Origin of the sequence: Pseudarthrobacter sp. WHRI 8279, assembly GCF_040224115.2 — a bacterium.
Lineage (GTDB): Bacteria > Actinomycetota > Actinomycetes > Actinomycetales > Micrococcaceae > Arthrobacter.
Genome location: NZ_CP168162.1, coordinates 3,452,471 through 3,469,475, shown reverse-complemented (window position 1 = coordinate 3,469,475; position 17,005 = coordinate 3,452,471). Strand labels below are relative to the sequence as shown.

General features: G+C 63.3%; 17 protein-coding genes. 11 read left to right on the top strand and 6 right to left on the bottom strand.

From position 1 onward, the window contains the following. Window positions 1-88 precede the first annotated feature (88 nt). The 6 genes from ABRP28_RS15970 to ABRP28_RS15945 form a co-directional block, all read right to left on the bottom strand. Entirely contained in the window at window positions 89-1,279 is a 1,191-nt protein-coding gene (locus ABRP28_RS15970; RefSeq protein ID WP_350004228.1) for an MFS transporter, read from the bottom strand. 167 nt (window positions 1,280-1,446) lie between these two features. After that, a complete protein-coding gene (locus tag ABRP28_RS15965; protein WP_374152870.1) occupies window positions 1,447-1,938 on the bottom strand; it encodes a flavodoxin in 492 nt (163 codons plus the stop codon). Window positions 1,939-2,266: 328 nt separating this feature from the next. Then, a complete protein-coding gene (locus tag ABRP28_RS15960; protein ID WP_350004226.1) occupies window positions 2,267-3,541 on the bottom strand; it encodes an FAD-binding oxidoreductase in 1,275 nt (424 codons plus the stop codon). Between the two features lie 2 nt (window positions 3,542-3,543). Beyond that, window positions 3,544-3,696, bottom strand: coding sequence for a hypothetical protein (locus ABRP28_RS15955; protein ID WP_350004225.1), 153 nt, complete (start codon window positions 3,694-3,696; stop codon window positions 3,544-3,546). A 108-nt stretch (window positions 3,697-3,804) separates the two neighbouring features. Then, entirely contained in the window at window positions 3,805-5,022 is a 1,218-nt protein-coding gene (locus ABRP28_RS15950) for an aldo/keto reductase (protein ID WP_350004224.1), read from the bottom strand. A 119-nt stretch (window positions 5,023-5,141) separates the two neighbouring features. Beyond that, window positions 5,142-6,041 carry a helix-turn-helix transcriptional regulator gene (locus ABRP28_RS15945; RefSeq protein WP_350004223.1) on the bottom strand — a complete coding sequence of 300 codons (900 nt, stop codon included), beginning with the start codon at window positions 6,039-6,041 and terminating at the stop codon, window positions 5,142-5,144. 131 nt (window positions 6,042-6,172) lie between these two features. Between ABRP28_RS15945 and ABRP28_RS15940 the strand changes: the two genes are divergently transcribed. The 11 genes from ABRP28_RS15940 to dctA all read left to right on the top strand — a co-directional run bounded on the left by ABRP28_RS15940 (window position 6,173) and on the right by dctA (window position 17,004). After that, window positions 6,173-7,552, top strand: coding sequence for an MFS transporter (locus tag ABRP28_RS15940; RefSeq protein ID WP_350004222.1), 1,380 nt, complete (start codon window positions 6,173-6,175; stop codon window positions 7,550-7,552). Between the two features lie 32 nt (window positions 7,553-7,584). Continuing rightward, entirely contained in the window at window positions 7,585-8,016 is a 432-nt protein-coding gene (locus ABRP28_RS15935) for a cupin domain-containing protein (protein ID WP_350004221.1), read from the top strand. Between the two features lie 10 nt (window positions 8,017-8,026). Beyond that, window positions 8,027-8,884: an aldo/keto reductase gene (locus tag ABRP28_RS15930; RefSeq protein ID WP_350004220.1), complete on the top strand. Its 858-nt coding sequence runs from the start codon at window positions 8,027-8,029 to the stop codon at window positions 8,882-8,884. Window positions 8,885-8,907: 23 nt separating this feature from the next. Then, window positions 8,908-9,609: a flavodoxin gene (locus ABRP28_RS15925; RefSeq protein WP_350004219.1), complete on the top strand. Its 702-nt coding sequence runs from the start codon at window positions 8,908-8,910 to the stop codon at window positions 9,607-9,609. Between the two features lie 49 nt (window positions 9,610-9,658). Then, window positions 9,659-10,102, top strand: coding sequence for a hypothetical protein (locus ABRP28_RS15920; protein WP_350004218.1), 444 nt, complete (start codon window positions 9,659-9,661; stop codon window positions 10,100-10,102). 287 nt (window positions 10,103-10,389) lie between these two features. Further along, the gene (locus ABRP28_RS15915) at window positions 10,390-10,722 is read left to right on the top strand and encodes a carboxymuconolactone decarboxylase family protein (protein ID WP_350004217.1); all 333 of its coding nucleotides are present in this window, start codon (window positions 10,390-10,392) and stop codon (window positions 10,720-10,722) included. An 8-nt stretch (window positions 10,723-10,730) separates the two neighbouring features. Beyond that, entirely contained in the window at window positions 10,731-11,132 is a 402-nt protein-coding gene (locus ABRP28_RS15910; RefSeq protein ID WP_350004216.1) for a cupin domain-containing protein, read from the top strand. Between the two features lie 370 nt (window positions 11,133-11,502). Continuing rightward, window positions 11,503-13,131, top strand: coding sequence for a DASS family sodium-coupled anion symporter (locus ABRP28_RS15905; RefSeq protein WP_374152869.1), 1,629 nt, complete (start codon window positions 11,503-11,505; stop codon window positions 13,129-13,131). Between the two features lie 158 nt (window positions 13,132-13,289). Next, complete coding sequence (locus ABRP28_RS15900; protein ID WP_350004214.1) at window positions 13,290-14,210, top strand: LysR family transcriptional regulator; 921 nt, start codon at window positions 13,290-13,292, stop codon at window positions 14,208-14,210. 129 nt (window positions 14,211-14,339) lie between these two features. Then, entirely contained in the window at window positions 14,340-15,437 is a 1,098-nt protein-coding gene (locus ABRP28_RS15895; protein WP_350004213.1) for a tartrate dehydrogenase, read from the top strand. 130 nt (window positions 15,438-15,567) lie between these two features. Then, on the top strand, window positions 15,568-17,004 hold the full coding sequence (dctA, locus tag ABRP28_RS15890; protein ID WP_350004212.1) for a C4-dicarboxylate transporter DctA: 1,437 nt from the start codon (window positions 15,568-15,570) through the stop codon (window positions 17,002-17,004). Window position 17,005 lies beyond the last annotated feature (1 nt).

Here is a 17,005-nt window from a genome sequence, read left to right as displayed (position 1 = left end):
CCCTCCGTGAAGGAGGACTTGCGGGGACTTATCTGCCCCGAACGGTTGCCGTGTTCGCAATGCTGGCTGCTGAATACAGGTTTGCAACTCAAGACGCCTCGGTCTGGTGAGCCGGGATGCGTCGTTCTGCCTGACTCCGCGGTTGCTTTGGAGTCCTTGATGACAGTTCGATGATTATTAGGGCCGCGGCCGTGAGGATCGCACAGGCGGCAAAGACGCCTTGGTATCCGAGCGCTGTCATCGATCCAATGGCAATAATCGGACCAGAGGCGATTGCGCCAAGCCGCCGTGTGTTGGTGAACAGGCCTGAGGCCAGGCCCGGACGCGGGATGATCTGCTGGAACAATGTCAGGCCCACGCCGGCCACTACTCCGAAGAACCACGCATGGAGCAGCTGAAGCCCGATGAGGGTGATCGGATCGGCGACAAGGGTCATTCCAGCGTAGTAAGCGAATCCGGCAAGGCATCCCGAAGCGATGAGTGCTTTACCGGAATATTTTCGGTTCAGGCGCGCAATGATGAGGAGCGCCGGAATCTCGAGGGCTGCTGAGGCGCCCAGAGCGATGCCGGCCCAGATGAGCCCCTCCCCCATTCGTTCGCTGACGAACAGTGCCATGATGGTCACTGCCGCGCTGTCGGTGGCCTGAAGCACGACAAAGCCGGTGACCACCCCGGCGACGACCATCTTCGGCGGAACAGGTCCCTCTTCAGCCGTCCGGTCGGCGGGGATGCCACGCTTCGGGTGGGTACCTTTGTGCCGGAATGCCGTTGCACCTGTCGCCAGGAGATTGAGGAGCGCGATCGCGGCGAGGGCCAGCAGGATCGCACGGCTGCCGAACGCGCCGACGATGAACACGGCCAGCGGCGGCCCCGCCACCCACGCGAACGAGACGATCGCACGCGTGTTGACCACATCCGCTGGGCCTGCCCCGGAGTGTTTGAGGTGGGCGAAGAGAAGCGACATGCCGACGCCGGCCGGGCCACCTATCCCGATCAGCGCGGCCACGGCGGCCGGGAGTGTCGTGGCGACTGTCAGTACGCCGGGCAGGGCCAGGGACAAGGCACCGCAAAGCAGCATGGGCCGCAGGTAGTCATTCTTTCGGTCCGCCCATGCCGGTATGAGCAGCGCGGCGACAAAGCCGCCGGCGTTGTAAACCGCAAGAACCCAGCCCACATCGGCGGGGGTGGCGTCGTACAGATCGACCAGGAGGAGCGCCAACGCCGGAGTGAGGAAGGCAAACTGCAGCCCCCACAGCAGCGCCATCGATGAGATGAGCAAATACCTACCTCCAGGATTTCACGGTGATGTACTCTTCCGGCCCGGCGTTGTCCGAGCCGTTCATTGCTGTATCCCGTTTCGGCAGAACGGTCGAAGCAGGCCAGCGCCATATAGCTGCCCGATATGCACGGAGGCACTGGCCATAGCTTTGCTTCCTTTTGTTTGTCCTAGGCGAGGCCGTCGAGCCAGGAACCCACTTCGGATTCCGCCTGGTCCATGTCATCCCTTGAAATGGTGAAGCCGTCCTGGTTCACGGATGCTCCGGCAAGCCTGTCGGTGATGGTTTCGACCGTGTCTGCCAGCCCGTTTCCGCCATGGGTGCTGAACAGCACGATGTTTTTGCCGGTGAAATCATGCTGGTCAAGGAAGGTATCCATCGGTGAGGGCAGTAAATAGTTCCAAATCGGGTAACCGATGAATACGGTGTCGAAAGCACTCAGGTCCGTGACGAGCGCTTTGAGTTCGGGCCGTGCGTTTTCTTCCTGTTCCCGAATGGACTGTTCGATGAGCGTGTCATGGTCGAGCGGCATCGGCTCGGCGGTTTCGATGCGGAAGATCTCGGCGCCGAGGCGGGCTTGGATGAGCTGGGCGACGTACTGCGTGTTGCCGAGTACTGTGCCATCGACGACATGGGTGCTGTTCGCCTCGTCTTCGGTCATGCCGTTCGGATCATCGGTTTCCGGCATCGAAAAGTAGGCGACAAGTGTGCGCGGACCGTCCAATGACAGCGCAGGCCCGGAATTTGAGCCGCCGTCGTTTTGGCCTCCTCCGGGAGTGCAGGCAGCGATACCGATTCCGGTCGCTGCTGCCCCGAGCAACCCTAGAAATGCGCGGCGTCCTGTGTCTGTCATGTCATGTCGCTTTCGTAGCTAAGGTGGCGGGTTTTCGCATTCATCCCTTACGAGCCAAACAGGAAACACAACCGGCTGAAAGGAACTGCTGAAAGGTGTACTGACAGTTCCCCTTTCAGCGGTGGGTCGGCGCGGTCTACATCGTGAGTCGTTCCTGATGGATCCGCCGTGCCGATACGCCGATCCGCCGGAGCAGGCGCTGGGTGGAGAGGACCGCGATGTTCGGGCCAACGATGAAGAACGCGCCCTTCGCCACGACTTCGGCGGGCAGTACGGCGGTGAGGTCGTCCTTGCGGAAGCGCCCGATCCGGGTGGAGATCTGCAGGCGGCCCCCGGACGCTGCCCGGTACTCCTCGAGCTTGTCGCGGTAATAAATGTCTCCTTTGCGGCGTACTGACCACAGCAGGTGGATCTGCCGCGTTGGGTGGTGGGCGGCAGTGAGGCTCAGAAGTGGTGCCACACCGGCGCCCATCCCGATCAGAACCAGCGGGGCGTCGGAGTCCTGTCCCTGAGCAATCGAGTCAAACCGGCCAAAGGGCCCTTCCAGCCGTACGCGGGTTCCCGTCTCGAGGTTGCCCAGCCGGCGGGTGAAGTTGCCGTGTTGGCGGATCGTGAAGGTCAGCGTCTTGCGGTCGTCGTCGGTTACCGAGAAGGGGTGCCATTCCCGGCTCACGGCTGTGGAGCCTTCGAAGCTGAGGAAGAAAAAGTCCCCTGGCTGCAGTTTTGCCGCTTCGTGGTCGAGCGCTACTGATACCCGGCGGGTTGTTTCGCCCCGGGAATCGTTCCTTTGAACTGTCCCGAGCAGGTAGCTGTCGGGCGCGATCCACTTCTTCCACGCATAGATGCCCAGCGCTGTCACCGTGTACAGGTCGAAGAGGGTCATGAAGATGAAGTGCTGGCTCACTCGTTCGAGCAGGTGGGCGTGCAGCCAGATCATCGCAACGATGACGAGGTTGAGCCTGTGGATCCAGACCGACAGCTGGTGACGGAAGACGATCTCCAGGAAGCGTTTGATCCTCAGCAGCAGCATCGACCTGTCGACCAGCCACCCGCTCAGGAAGAACACCGCAAAGCAAAGAGTAGTGACGGCGCCGTAGAACCCCCAGTCCCCTAGGAACCGGGCCACACGGTTAGGTGCGTAGCCGTTCTCACTGTGGATATACGCCGCGACAACGGCCAGCACGCCAAGCATGCCGTGCAGCCCATAAATGGACGCCAGCCCCACAAGCCGGTCCAGCCAGGGCGGCCTGACACTGAGCACGATGGACAACAGCCACCACGTGTAGGCAATAAGCCCGAGCAGGATGTAGTACTTCAGGCGCCACGGGTCCGAGGATTGAAAGTAATACGTGAGCACCAGTGGCAGAGGAAACACCACCGCGACGGACCAGAACAGCAACTTACGAATCATGGCTACGACACCGTCCAGCGGTCGTAACCCGGGGCCGAGATGGCAGGCCTGCGTGGGCCGGTGTCCTGTGAGGCCTGCCAGTTCACTAGGGTGAGCGCTGTCATGGCCAGGGCGGCAACGGCGAGCAGGACGACCAGCTTGGGTCTACGTGTCATACGGAGTCTTTTCCTTCGGCACTGAGGCAGGTTGAGGCATACCGCCTGCCGGCCGCAGCTTTACCGGTCCGGGGTTCCGGCCGGTACCTGCTGCGGCCGGTTTCAGCTTCAGCTTGTTCTGGCGGGTGCTTCAACGCCGGTCATCGCGAGGGCCGGCGCCGGGAGGCGGCCGCCCTGGATGGTGATGTTTGCGACGGCGTTGTTCAGTTCCTGGAGTTCGCCGCTGCTGAACTCAACTTCTTCCGCGCCGAGGTTTTCCAGCAGGTGGGGGAGCCTTGTTGTGCTGGGGATCGGCACAATCCATTCCCGCTGGGCCATCAGCCAGGCGAGGGAGATCTGGGCCGGGGTGGAGCCTTTTCGGACTGCCCAGTCCTGCAGCAGATGCAGCAGCGGCATGTTTGCAGCGAGTGCTTCGGGTGCGTTGCGGGGGACGACGGCACGGAAGTCATTTTCCGCGAACCGGGTAGAGGGGGTGATGGCACCAGCGGTGAATCCCATGCCCAGGGGTGCCCAGGGCACAAATCCGATGCCGAGTTCTTCGCACAGCGGCAGGATCTCCTGCTCCGGTCCCCGCCAGAGCATGGAATACTCGTTTTGAATTGCGGTGAGGGGCTGGACCGCGTGGGCCCTGCGGACGGTCTCCGGTCCGGGCTCCGAAAGGCCGAAATGGAGCACCTTGCCTTCTGCGATCAGGTCCTTCACGGTGCCCGCCACGTCCTCAATCGGGACGTTGGGGTCCACTCGGTGCTGGTACATGAGGTCAATCCGGTCTGTCCTGAGGCGCTGCAGCATGCCGTCGACGGCTTGACGGATGCTCTCGGGGCGGCTGTTGAGCCCTCCTGTTCTTTCTCCGGTGGCCGGGTCGATGGCCCAGCCGAACTTTGACGCGATCACTACACGGTCACGGACCGGCTCCAGGGCCTCACCGAGGATGCGCTCAGACTCGAAAGGGCCATATGCTTCGGCGGTGTCGAAGAAGGTCACGCCCTGCTCGGCGGCCGTGCGGATCAGACCAACCATGTCTTCGCGGCTGCTGACCGGCCCGTACAGGTTTCCCGGCATGGTCTGGGTGCCCAACCCGATACTGGAAACCTCCAGTGATCCGAGCGTCCGGCGGCCAGTTGCCGTCGTCGCCGCCGCCACTGCACCGGAGCCGGATGGTGCGTTGGTTGCACTGCCCGCAGACTGTGGCGTTTCCGAGCCCGGTGTGCAGGCGGCCAGGCCTGCCACCAGCGGAATGGACGCGAAGGCTGCACCACCCTTGAGGAACCCGCGGCGACGCAAGTCAATCGAGTTGCCGGTGGCCGTGCTGTCGTCAGTGCGCATAGGTTTTGTCCTCGTTATCGGGGTTGGTTCGTTTACTTTTGGCAGCAAAAGTTCCTTGGACCGGCAGTGGTTTCGCCGTCCAGCTACGTGGAAGTTGTAGGGACCTGTGTGGGGGTTATTCAGCTGTGCTGGTCGTTGCGGTGGGCCGTGTCGCTGGAGGCGACCCTTTCGGGTGCCTGCTGGGTGATGCTCCAGCTGGTGAGGAAGTCCAGTTGTTCCTGGGCATGGCTGCCCGGCTCTGCGGTGTAGGCGATGAGCATCAGGTCTTCGCCGCGGAGGTCAAGGGCGTCTCCTGTCAGTTCCACCTCACCAACCAGGGGACAGCGAAGTGTCTTCCGGGCGGTGCGGTGGAACCGGACGTTATGCCTTGCCCAGCGGACCGAGAACTCCGTGCTTCCCGTGGCGAGGTCACCGATCAGGGCGTTCAGGGCCCGGTCATGCGGATGCCTGCCCGCTTCCAGCCTGAGCGTCGCGGCCGTATCGTCCGCCATGATCTCCCACTCGACAAAGAAATCCGGGGCGCGTTCGTCGAGGAACATGAACCGTGCGAGGTTCAGGGGCAGGGTGTCAGGAGAGAGGATCCCGTTGTACAGGGCGTGGCACACCGGGTTCGCGGCCAGAATGTCCATGCGGTAGTTCCGGACGTATGCGGGCGTGCCTGTCATCCCGTTCAGGATTCGTTGAACGCTGGGACGCAGTTCTGCCTTGGCCCGCCGCGTCCCTGGCCCCGTTGACGGGGTTGCCGCCTTTGCCAGTTCAAAAAGGTGGGCACGTTCCGCCTCGTCGAGCTGAAGAGTGCGCGCAAGGGAGTCAAGGACCGAATCGGACACTCCCCGCAGGTTTCCCCGTTCCAGCCGGGCGTAGTACTCGGTACTGACGCCGGCGAGCATGGCCACTTCCTCGCGTTTGAGTCCGGCCACCCGTCTCGTACCGCCGTAGGCGGGCAACCCCGCCTGGGCCGGGGTGATGCGGGACCGCCGGCTCGTCAGGAACTCGCGGACGTCTGTGCTGTTGTCCATGACTTCAACGCTACGGGGCTCTGGAGCGGTCTAACAGGAACTGGCAGTACACCTCACAGCAGGCACTCCCACATAAAGAAGGGGACTGGTTTTATTGAATCAAATCCATTCCCCAGCTTTGGAAGGACACCATGCCTGTCCCTGCCGTCAGCACCCCGGCAGTTGCTGCCCGGCCCCGGCTGTCGTTGACGGTCGCCATGCTCGGCTTCTTTGTCGTCGCCCTGGACGCCCAGATCGTCAACGTCGCCCTGCCGGAAATCCGGAGTGACCTTGGCGGCGGCTTAGCAGGCCTGCAGTGGGTGGTCACCGGCTACACGCTGATGTTTTCAGCCCTCCAACTCTTTGCCGGGACGTTCTCCGACCGGACCGGCGCCCGGCGGGCCTACGGCCTGGGCATAATCCTGTTCACCGTGGCCTCCGCCGCCTGCGCGTTCAGCCCCACCCTGCCGACACTCATCGCCGGACGAATCCTGCAGGGCATCGGAGCGGCCATGATCACCCCTGCTTCCCTGGCCCTGATCCGGGAGGCCTACCACGACGCCGCCGCCCGTGGCCGCGCCATTGTCTACTGGGGATTGGGAGGTTCGGTCGCCGCGGCAGCAGGGCCGGTACTCGGCGGCCTTCTCACGCAGATCGACTGGCGGCTGATCTTCTTCGTCAACCTGCCCGTCGGCGCGGCAGCGCTTGCGGTCCTGTCTCGTGTTGCCCCGTCACCCCGCCGCCCGGCACCGTTCGATTGGGCCGGACAGATCACCGCTGTGCTGGCGCTGGCAAGCCTGACCTACGGCATCATCGAAGGTGCCGAGGCGGGTTACGGAAGTCCCGGGATCCTCCTGATGTTCGCCGTCTGTGCGGTGTCGGTCGTCGCGTTCATCAGGGTTCAGGCCAAGGGCCGGCACCCGATGATCCCGCTGGACCTGTTCCGCTCACGGGCTGTGTCCACCGTGCTGATCATTGCCGTGGTCACCATGGCCGCGTTCTACGGCATCGTGTTCCTTCAAAGCCTCTACTTCCAGCAGGAACGCGGTTCCTCGGCCCTGGAAACCGGGCTGTTGTTCCTGCCGATGACAGCCCTTGTGGCCATCCTGAACCCCTGGGTTGCCCGTCTTATGGTCCGTTACGGGCACGCGGCCATGATCGCCGCCGGCCAGGTAGTCATGGCCGCGGGCCTCGCCGGACTGTGTTTCCTGCCGCCGGATGCGCCGGTCTTGCTCGTCGCAGCGCTCATGATTCCGGTCGGCGTCGGGGGCTCATTCACTGTCCCGTCGATCATCGCCGTGGTCCTGGACCAGGTTCCCGCGGAACGGGCCGGTACGGCCAGCGGAGTAGTCAACACCGCGCGGCAAGTCGGCGGGTCCCTCGGTGTGGCCATCTTCGGCGCGGTACTGGCCAGTGGGGAATTCATGGCCGGCATGCGCGCCAGCCTCGGGGTGACCGCAGCTGTGCTCATCATCCTGGTGGTGGTGTCCATGGCGCTGCGCCCTGGGCGCCAGCAGCAGGACACGCACTAGCCCTCACGAAGCCGTCGATCAAAGGAGTAATTATGCGCCTCGCCGTTCCGGGCCCCACATCCAAGGGGCCTGCCGAAAATTTCACAGGCGACGTCTACGTCAACATGCTGCATGCCGGTGAGGAGCCCTCACGACTGGTATCCGCCATGGTCCGTTTCACGCCCGGAGCCCGCACACACTGGCACTCCCACCCATTTGGCCAGACTTTGCACTGCACCGACGGTATGGGACTCGTCGGAAACCGTGACGGGGAGGTCATCCTCCTGCGGGCTGGAGACACCGTCCACACCCCGGCCGGGGAGGAACACTGGCACGGTGCGACGAGGGACAGCTTGATGTGCCATCTGGCCCTGGTCGAACACGACGACGGCGGGCAGACCGCAACGTGGCTCGAAGCGGTCAACGAGCACGACTACCAGGCAGCCCATGCCAAAACTCATCCGACCACGCAAGAACAACGATAAGGAAACCCCTATGAAGAATGTCATCCTCAACAACGGGGTCGAAATGCCGATCCTTGGTTTTGGTGTCTTCCAGATCCCCGACGAGGAAACCCAGGCCGCTGTCGAGGCGGCCCTGGCCGCCGGATACCGGCACCTGGACACAGCCGCGTCCTACGGCAACGAGGCCGCCGTTGGTGCGGCGATCAAGGCCAGCGGCATCGCCCGCGAGGAACTTTTCATCACCACCAAGCTCTGGATCCAGCATGCACCCACGGGCAGCGTCTACGACGACAGTCGGCGGGCCTTTCAGAATTCCCTGACCCGGCTGGGACTGGATTACCTGGACCTCTACCTGATCCACCAGCCGCTCGGGGACTACTACAGCGAATGGCGCGCCATGCAGGACCTCTACAAGGAAGGCCTGACCCGGGCGATCGGTGTCTCGAACTTCCACCAGGACCGGCTGGTAGACCTCATCCACCACAACGAGATCGTCCCCGCCGTGAACCAGATCGAGACGCACCCGTTCCATCAACGAGCAGCCGACCAGGAACTGATGCGCGAACATGGCGTCCAGATCGAATCCTGGGGGCCGTTCGCCGAAGGCAAAAACAACCTGTTCACCGACCCGGTCCTCAGCGCTATCGCCGACGCGCACGGCAAGTCCGTCGCCCAGGTGGTGCTGCGCTGGCTCATTCAGCGCGACATCGTCGTCATTCCCAAGTCCGTCCGGCCCGAACGGATGGCCCAAAACTTCGACGTCTTCGGCTTCACCCTGACCGAGGAGCAGATGAACCAAATCACGGTGCTGGACACCGACGCCAGCCTTTTCTTCGACCACCGCGACCCCGCCATGGTCAGCTGGCTCGGTGCCCGCCGGTACAGCTGAACCCCGGGACCTCAGGGACAACCATGACCAATAAAGTGCAAGTCGTTAGCCGGCGGTCCGCTCTTCGCGGGGCGGCCGCCGGCCTGACCGGAGCACTCCTGACCGCAGCCACAACAGCCTGCACACCGGAAGGAACAGGCACAGTGCCCTCACCGGATCCAAGCCCGTCGCGGAGCAATGACGGCGGCAGCCAAGACGGCGGGCGGGTTCTGCTGGCCTATTTCTCCCGTGCCGGAGAGAACTACTACTACGGTGGCCGGACAAACCTCGATGTCGGCAACACCGAAGTGCTCGCCGGCATGATCAGCGCACTGGTCCCCTGCGATGTCCACCGCATCGAGGCCGCTGACCCGTATCCGGACAGTTATGACGCAACGGTGGCGCGCAACGTCCGTGAACAGGACACGGACGCCCGTCCGGCAATCGCCAACCCGCTGCCCGCCATCGACCAGTACGACACCGTGCTCCTGGCCAGCGGCATCTGGAACGTCAGGGCACCGATGATCATGACCACCTTCACCGAAAGCTACGACTTCACCGGTAAAACCGTCCACCCCGTCACCACCCATGCAATGAGCGGGCTCGGCACAACAGCCCGGGACTACGAAGACTCCTGCCCAGGCGCCGCCATCGGGGAAGGCCTCGCTGTCAAAGGCGAGGAAGTCCGCGACGCAGGAGCAGACATCGAATCCTGGCTCCGCCGCACCGGTCTCCTTCCTAAATAAGGAACGGTACGGGCAGCATGTCAACGCAACCAGATTGAGAGGAAACCCAATGACAGCCAGGATCAAGAAACTCGGGTCAGCCGCCGCCAGCCTCGCCGTCACAGCGGCCCTCGCCTCGTGCACCGCACCCACCGGCACTCTCCCAACCGACGCTTTCCCGGCCACAAACGGGACCCCGAGCACAGCCAGGCCCAGCGGAGAATTGGATTACACCGACGGCCAGTACACGGCCGACGGCCCCTACGGCACCCGCGGATCCTCCATCGGAGTAACCGTCACCCTGGCTGACGACATCATCACCGCCGTCAGCGTCACCCCCCACGCCACAGACCCCACCTCACTGGATTATCAGAACCGCTTCGCAGCCGCAGTCCCGGCAGTTGTCGTGGGCCGGAACATCAACGAAATAAAAGTGGATCGGCTTGCCGGCTCCAGCAGCACACCCCCAGGATTCAACGCCGCACTGGAGCAAATAAAGGAACAAGCCAGCTAACCGGGGTAGGTATTTCACCAAGCCCGGGTAGCCCTGGACACCTACTCCCATAGCCATTCTCCAAACTCCAAAGGCCCTGCATCACCGCAGTTCACTAGACCTCTCCCCTACCTGCAGGCCCACCTTCAGTGCCGAGATCCTAGTGGCGTAGGAGCTGGAAGGCTTCGCGTATTCCCCCTATACGCGAAGCCTCCCTGCTCCTACGCATCCGAAATGCTAACAACCCCGGGTTCCAGGTGGAGGCGCACCACCGAGCACTACAGATTCCAAACGAAAGAAGGATCATCATGACAGACCAGCCCAGGCAGCTCGGAGGCGGCCGGAAGATGTTCGGTGACTTCGCTCCTAAGCTTGCCGAGCTCACCGACGACGTGCTCTTCGAGGACGTCTGGAACCGGCCCGAACTTTCGGCCCGGGACCGCAGCCTCATCACCGTGGCCGTACTCACCGCTGGCGGGAACACCGACCAGCTGGGCTTCCACCTCGGCCGCGCAATCGAGAACGGCGTGACCCAGGAGGAGCTCATCGAAGCCATCACCCACGTCACGCTCTACGCCGGCTGGCCCAAGGGCATGGGTGCGATGAGCGTAGCCAAGCAGCTGTTCACGGACAACAAGTAAGGCACATCATGAATATCGAACCCTCCGCGCCCACCTCGAAAAACCCGGCGGCCCAGTTCGCCGGCGACGTGTGGCTCGACCCGATCGCGTTGCCCCACGAACCCGGCCAGACAATGGTCGTCGCGACCGTCCGGTTCGCTCCCGGTGCCCGCACCGCCTGGCATTCCCACGAGCACGGCCAGTACCTTCGGGTCACTCAGGGTGTCGCACGGTTCGGCGGCCGCGACGGCACGATCATAGAGGTCCACCCCGGCCAGACGCTCTACACCCCTCCCGGCGAGGAGCACTGGCACGCTGCCGCCCCCGGCTGCTTCATGGAACACATCGCCATGCTCCAGAACGGCGAGGACCCCGCGAAGACCACTACCTGGGGCGCCCACATCACCGACGACGAATATAACGGCCGCTAATATCCGCCTCCAGGAACCGGGCCGGTGCGCCCCTCCGGCGCACCGGCCCGGTTCCTCACGCACGCGGAACGTACACCCCAACCTGACGTCAGGCTTGCTCGCAAAATGCGTCAGATTGGGATGCCTTACGCACATTCCGGACATGACCTGCCGAAGGCCTTAGATTCCAATCTGACACATAGGCTCTGACTAGGCCGGGCGCCGCCCGTTTCCTGGGAGGGAGAGAAGGTGTGGCACCTATCCGGATCGGCAGGGTAGTCAGCTGCGCCTACATTGGTTTTTCCTATCGGAGTAGTAGGGAACTCATCTTGGACGTGACCGCGGTCACGGAGGCACAGTGAGTTCAACCCATTACGACGAAAGGACGACGATGTCCAGCAATCTAACTGCATCCACCGCTGCCAGTTCTGCCCCTCAACGGACTGATGTCCGCGCCGCCTTACTGGGCGGCAAGACGTTCAAGAGTCTGAGCGAGCAGAAGCTCTCTCCACGGGAGGAAAAGTTCGAGCGTGCCCGGCAGACCCTTGGATTCTTTCTGGCACCGGCAGTTTCAATCATCTTCGCGCTTCTCCCCACCGGGATGGAACACACCCAGCAACTGCTCGCGGCAGTCCTGCTGGGCGTCATCATCCTCTGGATCTGCGAACCGGTGCCCATCCCCGTAGGCGGGCTGATCGGGGTCGCCGCCATCGTCCTGCTCGGAGTGGCACCCGCCAGTGATGTGCTGAGGCCCTTCGGCTCCACAACCATCTTCACGTTTATCGGTGCCTTCATTCTCGCCGCAGCCATGCTCAAGCACGGCATAGCCCAACGGCTGGCCTTCGCTGTCCTGTCCATTCCCGGCGTCGCCAAATCCACCTACCGCGTCATCGTCACCTTCGGGTTGATCACGTGCATCCTGTCCGCGTTCGTCTCGAACACCGCCACCGTTGCCATGCTGATGCCCACAGCCCTGGGCATCCTGGCCGTCATCGCAAAACTGATGCAGGACCGCGGCGTGGTCAAGGCAGACTTCGACCCGCTGCGCCTCCGGGTGGGAGCGGCGCTGATGCTGATGCTCGCCTACGGCGCCAGCGTCGGCGGTCTCCTGACGCCTGTCGGTTCACCTCCCAACCTGATCGGCCGCGGCCTCATCGAGGAAGCAACCGGTATCCAGATTTCCTTCGTCCAATGGACAGCCACTGTCGCTCCTATCTGCGCAGCCATGTTCGTGGTGCTGGCACTCACCATGTTCCTGCTCAACAAGCCGGAGATCCGCCGGATCGAAGGCGTGGACGAGTTCATCCGCGAGCAAAAGGCCCAACAGGGAAAAATGTCCCGGGCCGAGGTCAACACCCTCATCGCTTTCGGGCTGACCGTCACCCTGTGGCTGCTCCCGGCCTTCGCAAGCCTCATCGCCGGACCGGACTCGGAACTGTACACGTTCCTGGATGACCGCCTGGACGAAGGCATCGTTGCCGTGATCGGCGCGTCACTGCTGTTCATCCTTCCCACCAACTGGAAGGAACGCCGCGCAACCTTGACCTGGGGGGACGCCGCCAAGATCGACTGGGGAACCATCATCCTGTTCGGTACGGGCATCATCTTCGGGGCCCTTCTCTCCTCCACCGGCCTGGCCGAAACCATCGGAAACGCCGCGGCCGCAAACCTCGGCGTTACCAACATCGTGGCGATCACCGCATTCTCGGCGGTCCTTGCCATCCTCATCTCGGAGACAACCAGCAACACCGCGTCCGCCGCCGTCGTGGTGCCCATTGTCATCCCGCTGTGCGTCGCCATGGGAGTGGACCCCCTTATTCCCGCCCTGGCAGCGACCTTCGCTGCATCGTTCGGGTTCATGTTGCCGGTCTCCACACCGCAGAATGCCATCGTCTACGGCTCAGGCACCGTTCCCATCACCCGCATGGTCCGCACCGGATTCGCCTTTGACATCCTCGGTGCCATCCTGATCATCAGCATCGTTCCGGTCATGGTGGGCGTTGTAGGGATAGGAGGCTAGCGCACCATTCACCCGTCAGGCCCACAGCCACGCAAGACGCGCGGCTGTGGGCCTCACCGCGTCCTGCGTGCGGGAGGAAACGTGCGGCCTGCCGCGCCTGATAGGCATAGGCTATCTGCGGATTGCAGCACGGAAGCCCAACCACTGAAGGAGCCGGCGTGGATACACGAAAGCTGAAGTATTTCCTCGCCGTTGTGGACCACGACGGCTTCAACAGGGCAGCGGAGCATTTGCTGATCGCGCAACCCTCCCTGTCCCAGACGATTGCGGGCCTGGAAAAAGAGCTGGGCGTGCCCCTGTTCCACCGCGTCGGCCGCAGGGCCGTCCTCAGCGAAGCAGGCAAGGAGCTTGTGGGCCCGGCCAGACTGGTCATGCGGGACCTTGATGCTGCGCAGTCGGCGGTGCAGGCCCTTCGGGGCATCCGCAGCGGGCGTTTGGACATCATCACCATGCCCTCCCCCGGCATCGAGCCGCTCACGTCCATGATCGCGGACTTCACCAAGCTCCACCCCTCCGTTGTGCTGAATGTCAGTGCCGCCTTTACTCCTGAGGAAGTGGTTGAATCCGTCCGCTCCGGCAGTTCGGAGATTGGCCTGGCCGGCTCCCCTACGCCCGTGCGGGTGCCGGGAGTCCAGGTCCTTGAGCTGGAGCGCCAGCCCCTGATCCTCATCGTCAACCCCCAGGCGGACAGCTTCACCTCCGGCGATTCGATCCAACGGGAGGACCTGGGCGGGCATCGCTTGATTGCCAGCCAGCGCGGGTCCCTGATGCGCTGGCTGGTTGACGATGCACTGGCACACGGCGTCAAAACCGAAATCGTTGTGGAGGTCGCCCACCGGACGTCCATCCTGCCGCTGGTTCTCGCCGGGGTGGGCCACGCCGTCATGCCCTCATCCTGGGCTCCCCTTGCCCACAAGTCCGGGCTCAGGACCCTGCTGATTGAACCGGTCTCCCACCTGGACGTTGCGATCCTCAGCCGCAAGGAAGACCTGACGCCGGCAGCCCAGGCCTTCCTTGCCGTGGCGCAGCGCCACGCCTCGCCCGGCCCGGAAAGCGAAACCACTTCCCGGCATCGATAGGCCAAGCCTATGTGGCGTATCGAAACCTGGTCTTGGACGCCCCGCAGGAGCAGGCCGTCTACTTGAAGAGGAAGAACAGTGTGACTCGAGCAACAGAGCACTGCCAACACTCAACGAGGAGGTAGGCATATGAGCGCCACCCAGAAATTCAGCATCGCTTCAATCCCCGCAGACGGTGTGGGCAAGGAAGTCGTTTCTGCAGGACGCCGCGTCCTGGACGCCCTGGCCGAGAACTCCAACGGAAAGTTCGCGTTTGAATGGACAGAGTTCCCCTGGGGCTGCGGGTACTACGCCGAAACCGGCAAAATGATGGCCGACGACGGCCTGGAGACTTTGAAGAACTTCGACGCCATTTACTTCGGCGCAGTGGGCTGGGAAAACGTTCCGGACCACATCAGCCTCTGGGGATTGCGCCTGAACATCACCCAGAACTTCGACCAGTGGGCCAACATCCGCCCCGTGAGGTTCCTTCCCGGCATCGAGTCCCCGCTCCGCAAGGCCGACAACACCGAGCTCGACTGGGTGGTTGTGCGCGAGAACAGCGAGGGTGAATACGCGGGCCTCGGCGGCCGGAACCTGAGCGGCCGCGGACCGGGCAACGAGGTGGCCCTGCAGACGGCACTGTTCACCGAGAAGGGCTGCGAGCGCATCATGCGCTTCGCGTTCGACCTTGCCCGGACCCGCACCGTGAAGAAGGTTTCCTCGGTCACCAAGTCCAACGCCCAGCAGTACGGCATGGTCCTGTGGGACGAAGTCTTCAACCGCGTGGCCCTGGATTACCCTGACGTGCAGACGGAGAGCGTCCTGGTAGACGCGATGAGCGCGAAGTTCATCCTCAAGCCGGAGGAACTGTCCGTCGTTGTCGCCTCAAACCTGAACGCTGACATCCTTTCGGACCTGGGTTCCGCACTGGCCGGCAGCCTGGGCCTCGCTGCGAGCGCCAACCTGAACCCGGAGCGCCGCTTCCCGTCCATGTTCGAACCCGTGCACGGCTCTGCGCCGGACATCGCCGGCCAGGGCATCAGCAACCCGATCGGCGCAATCGCCAGTGCCGCCCTGATGCTGGACCACTTCGGCCTCCACGAGGAAGCCCGCAAGGTTGAAGCCGCCATTGAGCAGACCACCGCCGCCGGCTACCTGACGCGCGACGTCGGCGGTAACGCCAACACCGCTGACCTCACCGATGCAATCATCAAGGCGCTGACGAACACCCTGGCGACGGTCTAGCCAGGACACAGGCAGCCGGGGACATCCGGCGGAAGCAAACGCCCGGAGTGGGCGGCGGTGTGCAGCATTTCGCCGCCCACTCCGCCATGCCCATCTACATCAGAAACTTCCACTACAACGAGGTAGGAATATGGATCACATCACCACCGCCGGCAGCGCCACAGGAGCCAAGAACGCGGCCCCCAAAACGCCCCTGTACCGGCAACTGTACTTCTGGGTCCTGACGGCGATCGTCGTCGGTATCCTCGTCGGCTGGCTCGCACCCAGTGTCGGCGTCGCCATGGAACCGATCGGCACCACCTTCGTGGACGCGATGAAGATGCTCATCGGCCCCATCGTGTTCCTGACCATCGTCGGCGGCATCGCCAGCGTCGCGGACCTGAAAAAGGTGGGCATGACAGGCCTGAAGGCCCTGACCTACTTCCAGGTGGGCACAATCCTGGCAATGATTTTCGGCCTGGTGGCCATCAACCTCTTCCGGCTGGGCGACGGCGTGAATGCGGACGCGGACAGCATCGAGACCTCCGAATCCGCCGCAAAGCTGATCGATGCCGGCGCGAACCAGGAGTGGTGGCAGTTCCTGACCAAGATCATTCCGGAAAGCATGGCTGCCCCGTTCGTCGAGGGCAACATCCTCCAGATCATCTTCATCGCCGTGATTTTCGGCATCGCCCTGAACGCCATGGGCAAGGTGGGCGCACCCGTCCTCGACGGTGTGCAGCGCCTGACCGGGGTGATGTTCAAGATCCTGGGCTTCATCATGAAGGCCGCTCCCATCGGCGCGTTCGGCGCCATGGCGTACGCCGTGGGCAAGTTCGGCGTCTCGTCGCTGACCAGCATGGGCGGGCTGATCGCACTCTTCTACATCACCTCCATCCTCTTCGTGGTGATCGTGCTCGGCTCCATCATGGCCTTCCTGAAGCTGAACATCTTCAAGATGATCCGCCACCTCAAAGAGGAATACATGCTCATCCTGGGCACCTCCACCGCCGAACCTGCCCTCCCGGGCCTGATGCGCAAGCTTGAGCACGCCGGGGTCAAGAAAGAGACTGTGGGCCTGGTGGTTCCCACGGGCTACAGCTTCAACCTTGACGGCGCGGCGATCTACCTTTCCCTGGCCGCCCTGTACATCGCCCAGGCAACCAACACGGACCTGACCATCGGTGAGCAGCTGGGTCTCCTGGCCGTCATGCTCCTGACCTCCAAGGGCGCAGCAGGCGTTGCCGGCGGCGGGTTCATCGCCCTAACCGCTACGCTGACCACCCTCGGCACCATCCCGGCCGCCGGCATCATGCTCATCTTCGGCATCGACAAGTTCATGTCCGAGTGCCGCGCCCTGGTGAACTTCACCGGCAACGCCGTCGCCACCCTGTTCATCGCTTGGTGGGACCGCACCCTGGATGCAGACCGCGCCCGCCGCGTCTTCAATGGCGAAACGGTTGAACCCATGCCGTCGGAGGACCCTGTCCACCTCGACGACGTCACGGACATCGACGCTGAGCTGGCCGCCGTCGCCGAACCCTCTCCCGCCGCTGACCGCCGTCCCGCCTACTCGGAATCCATCTGAC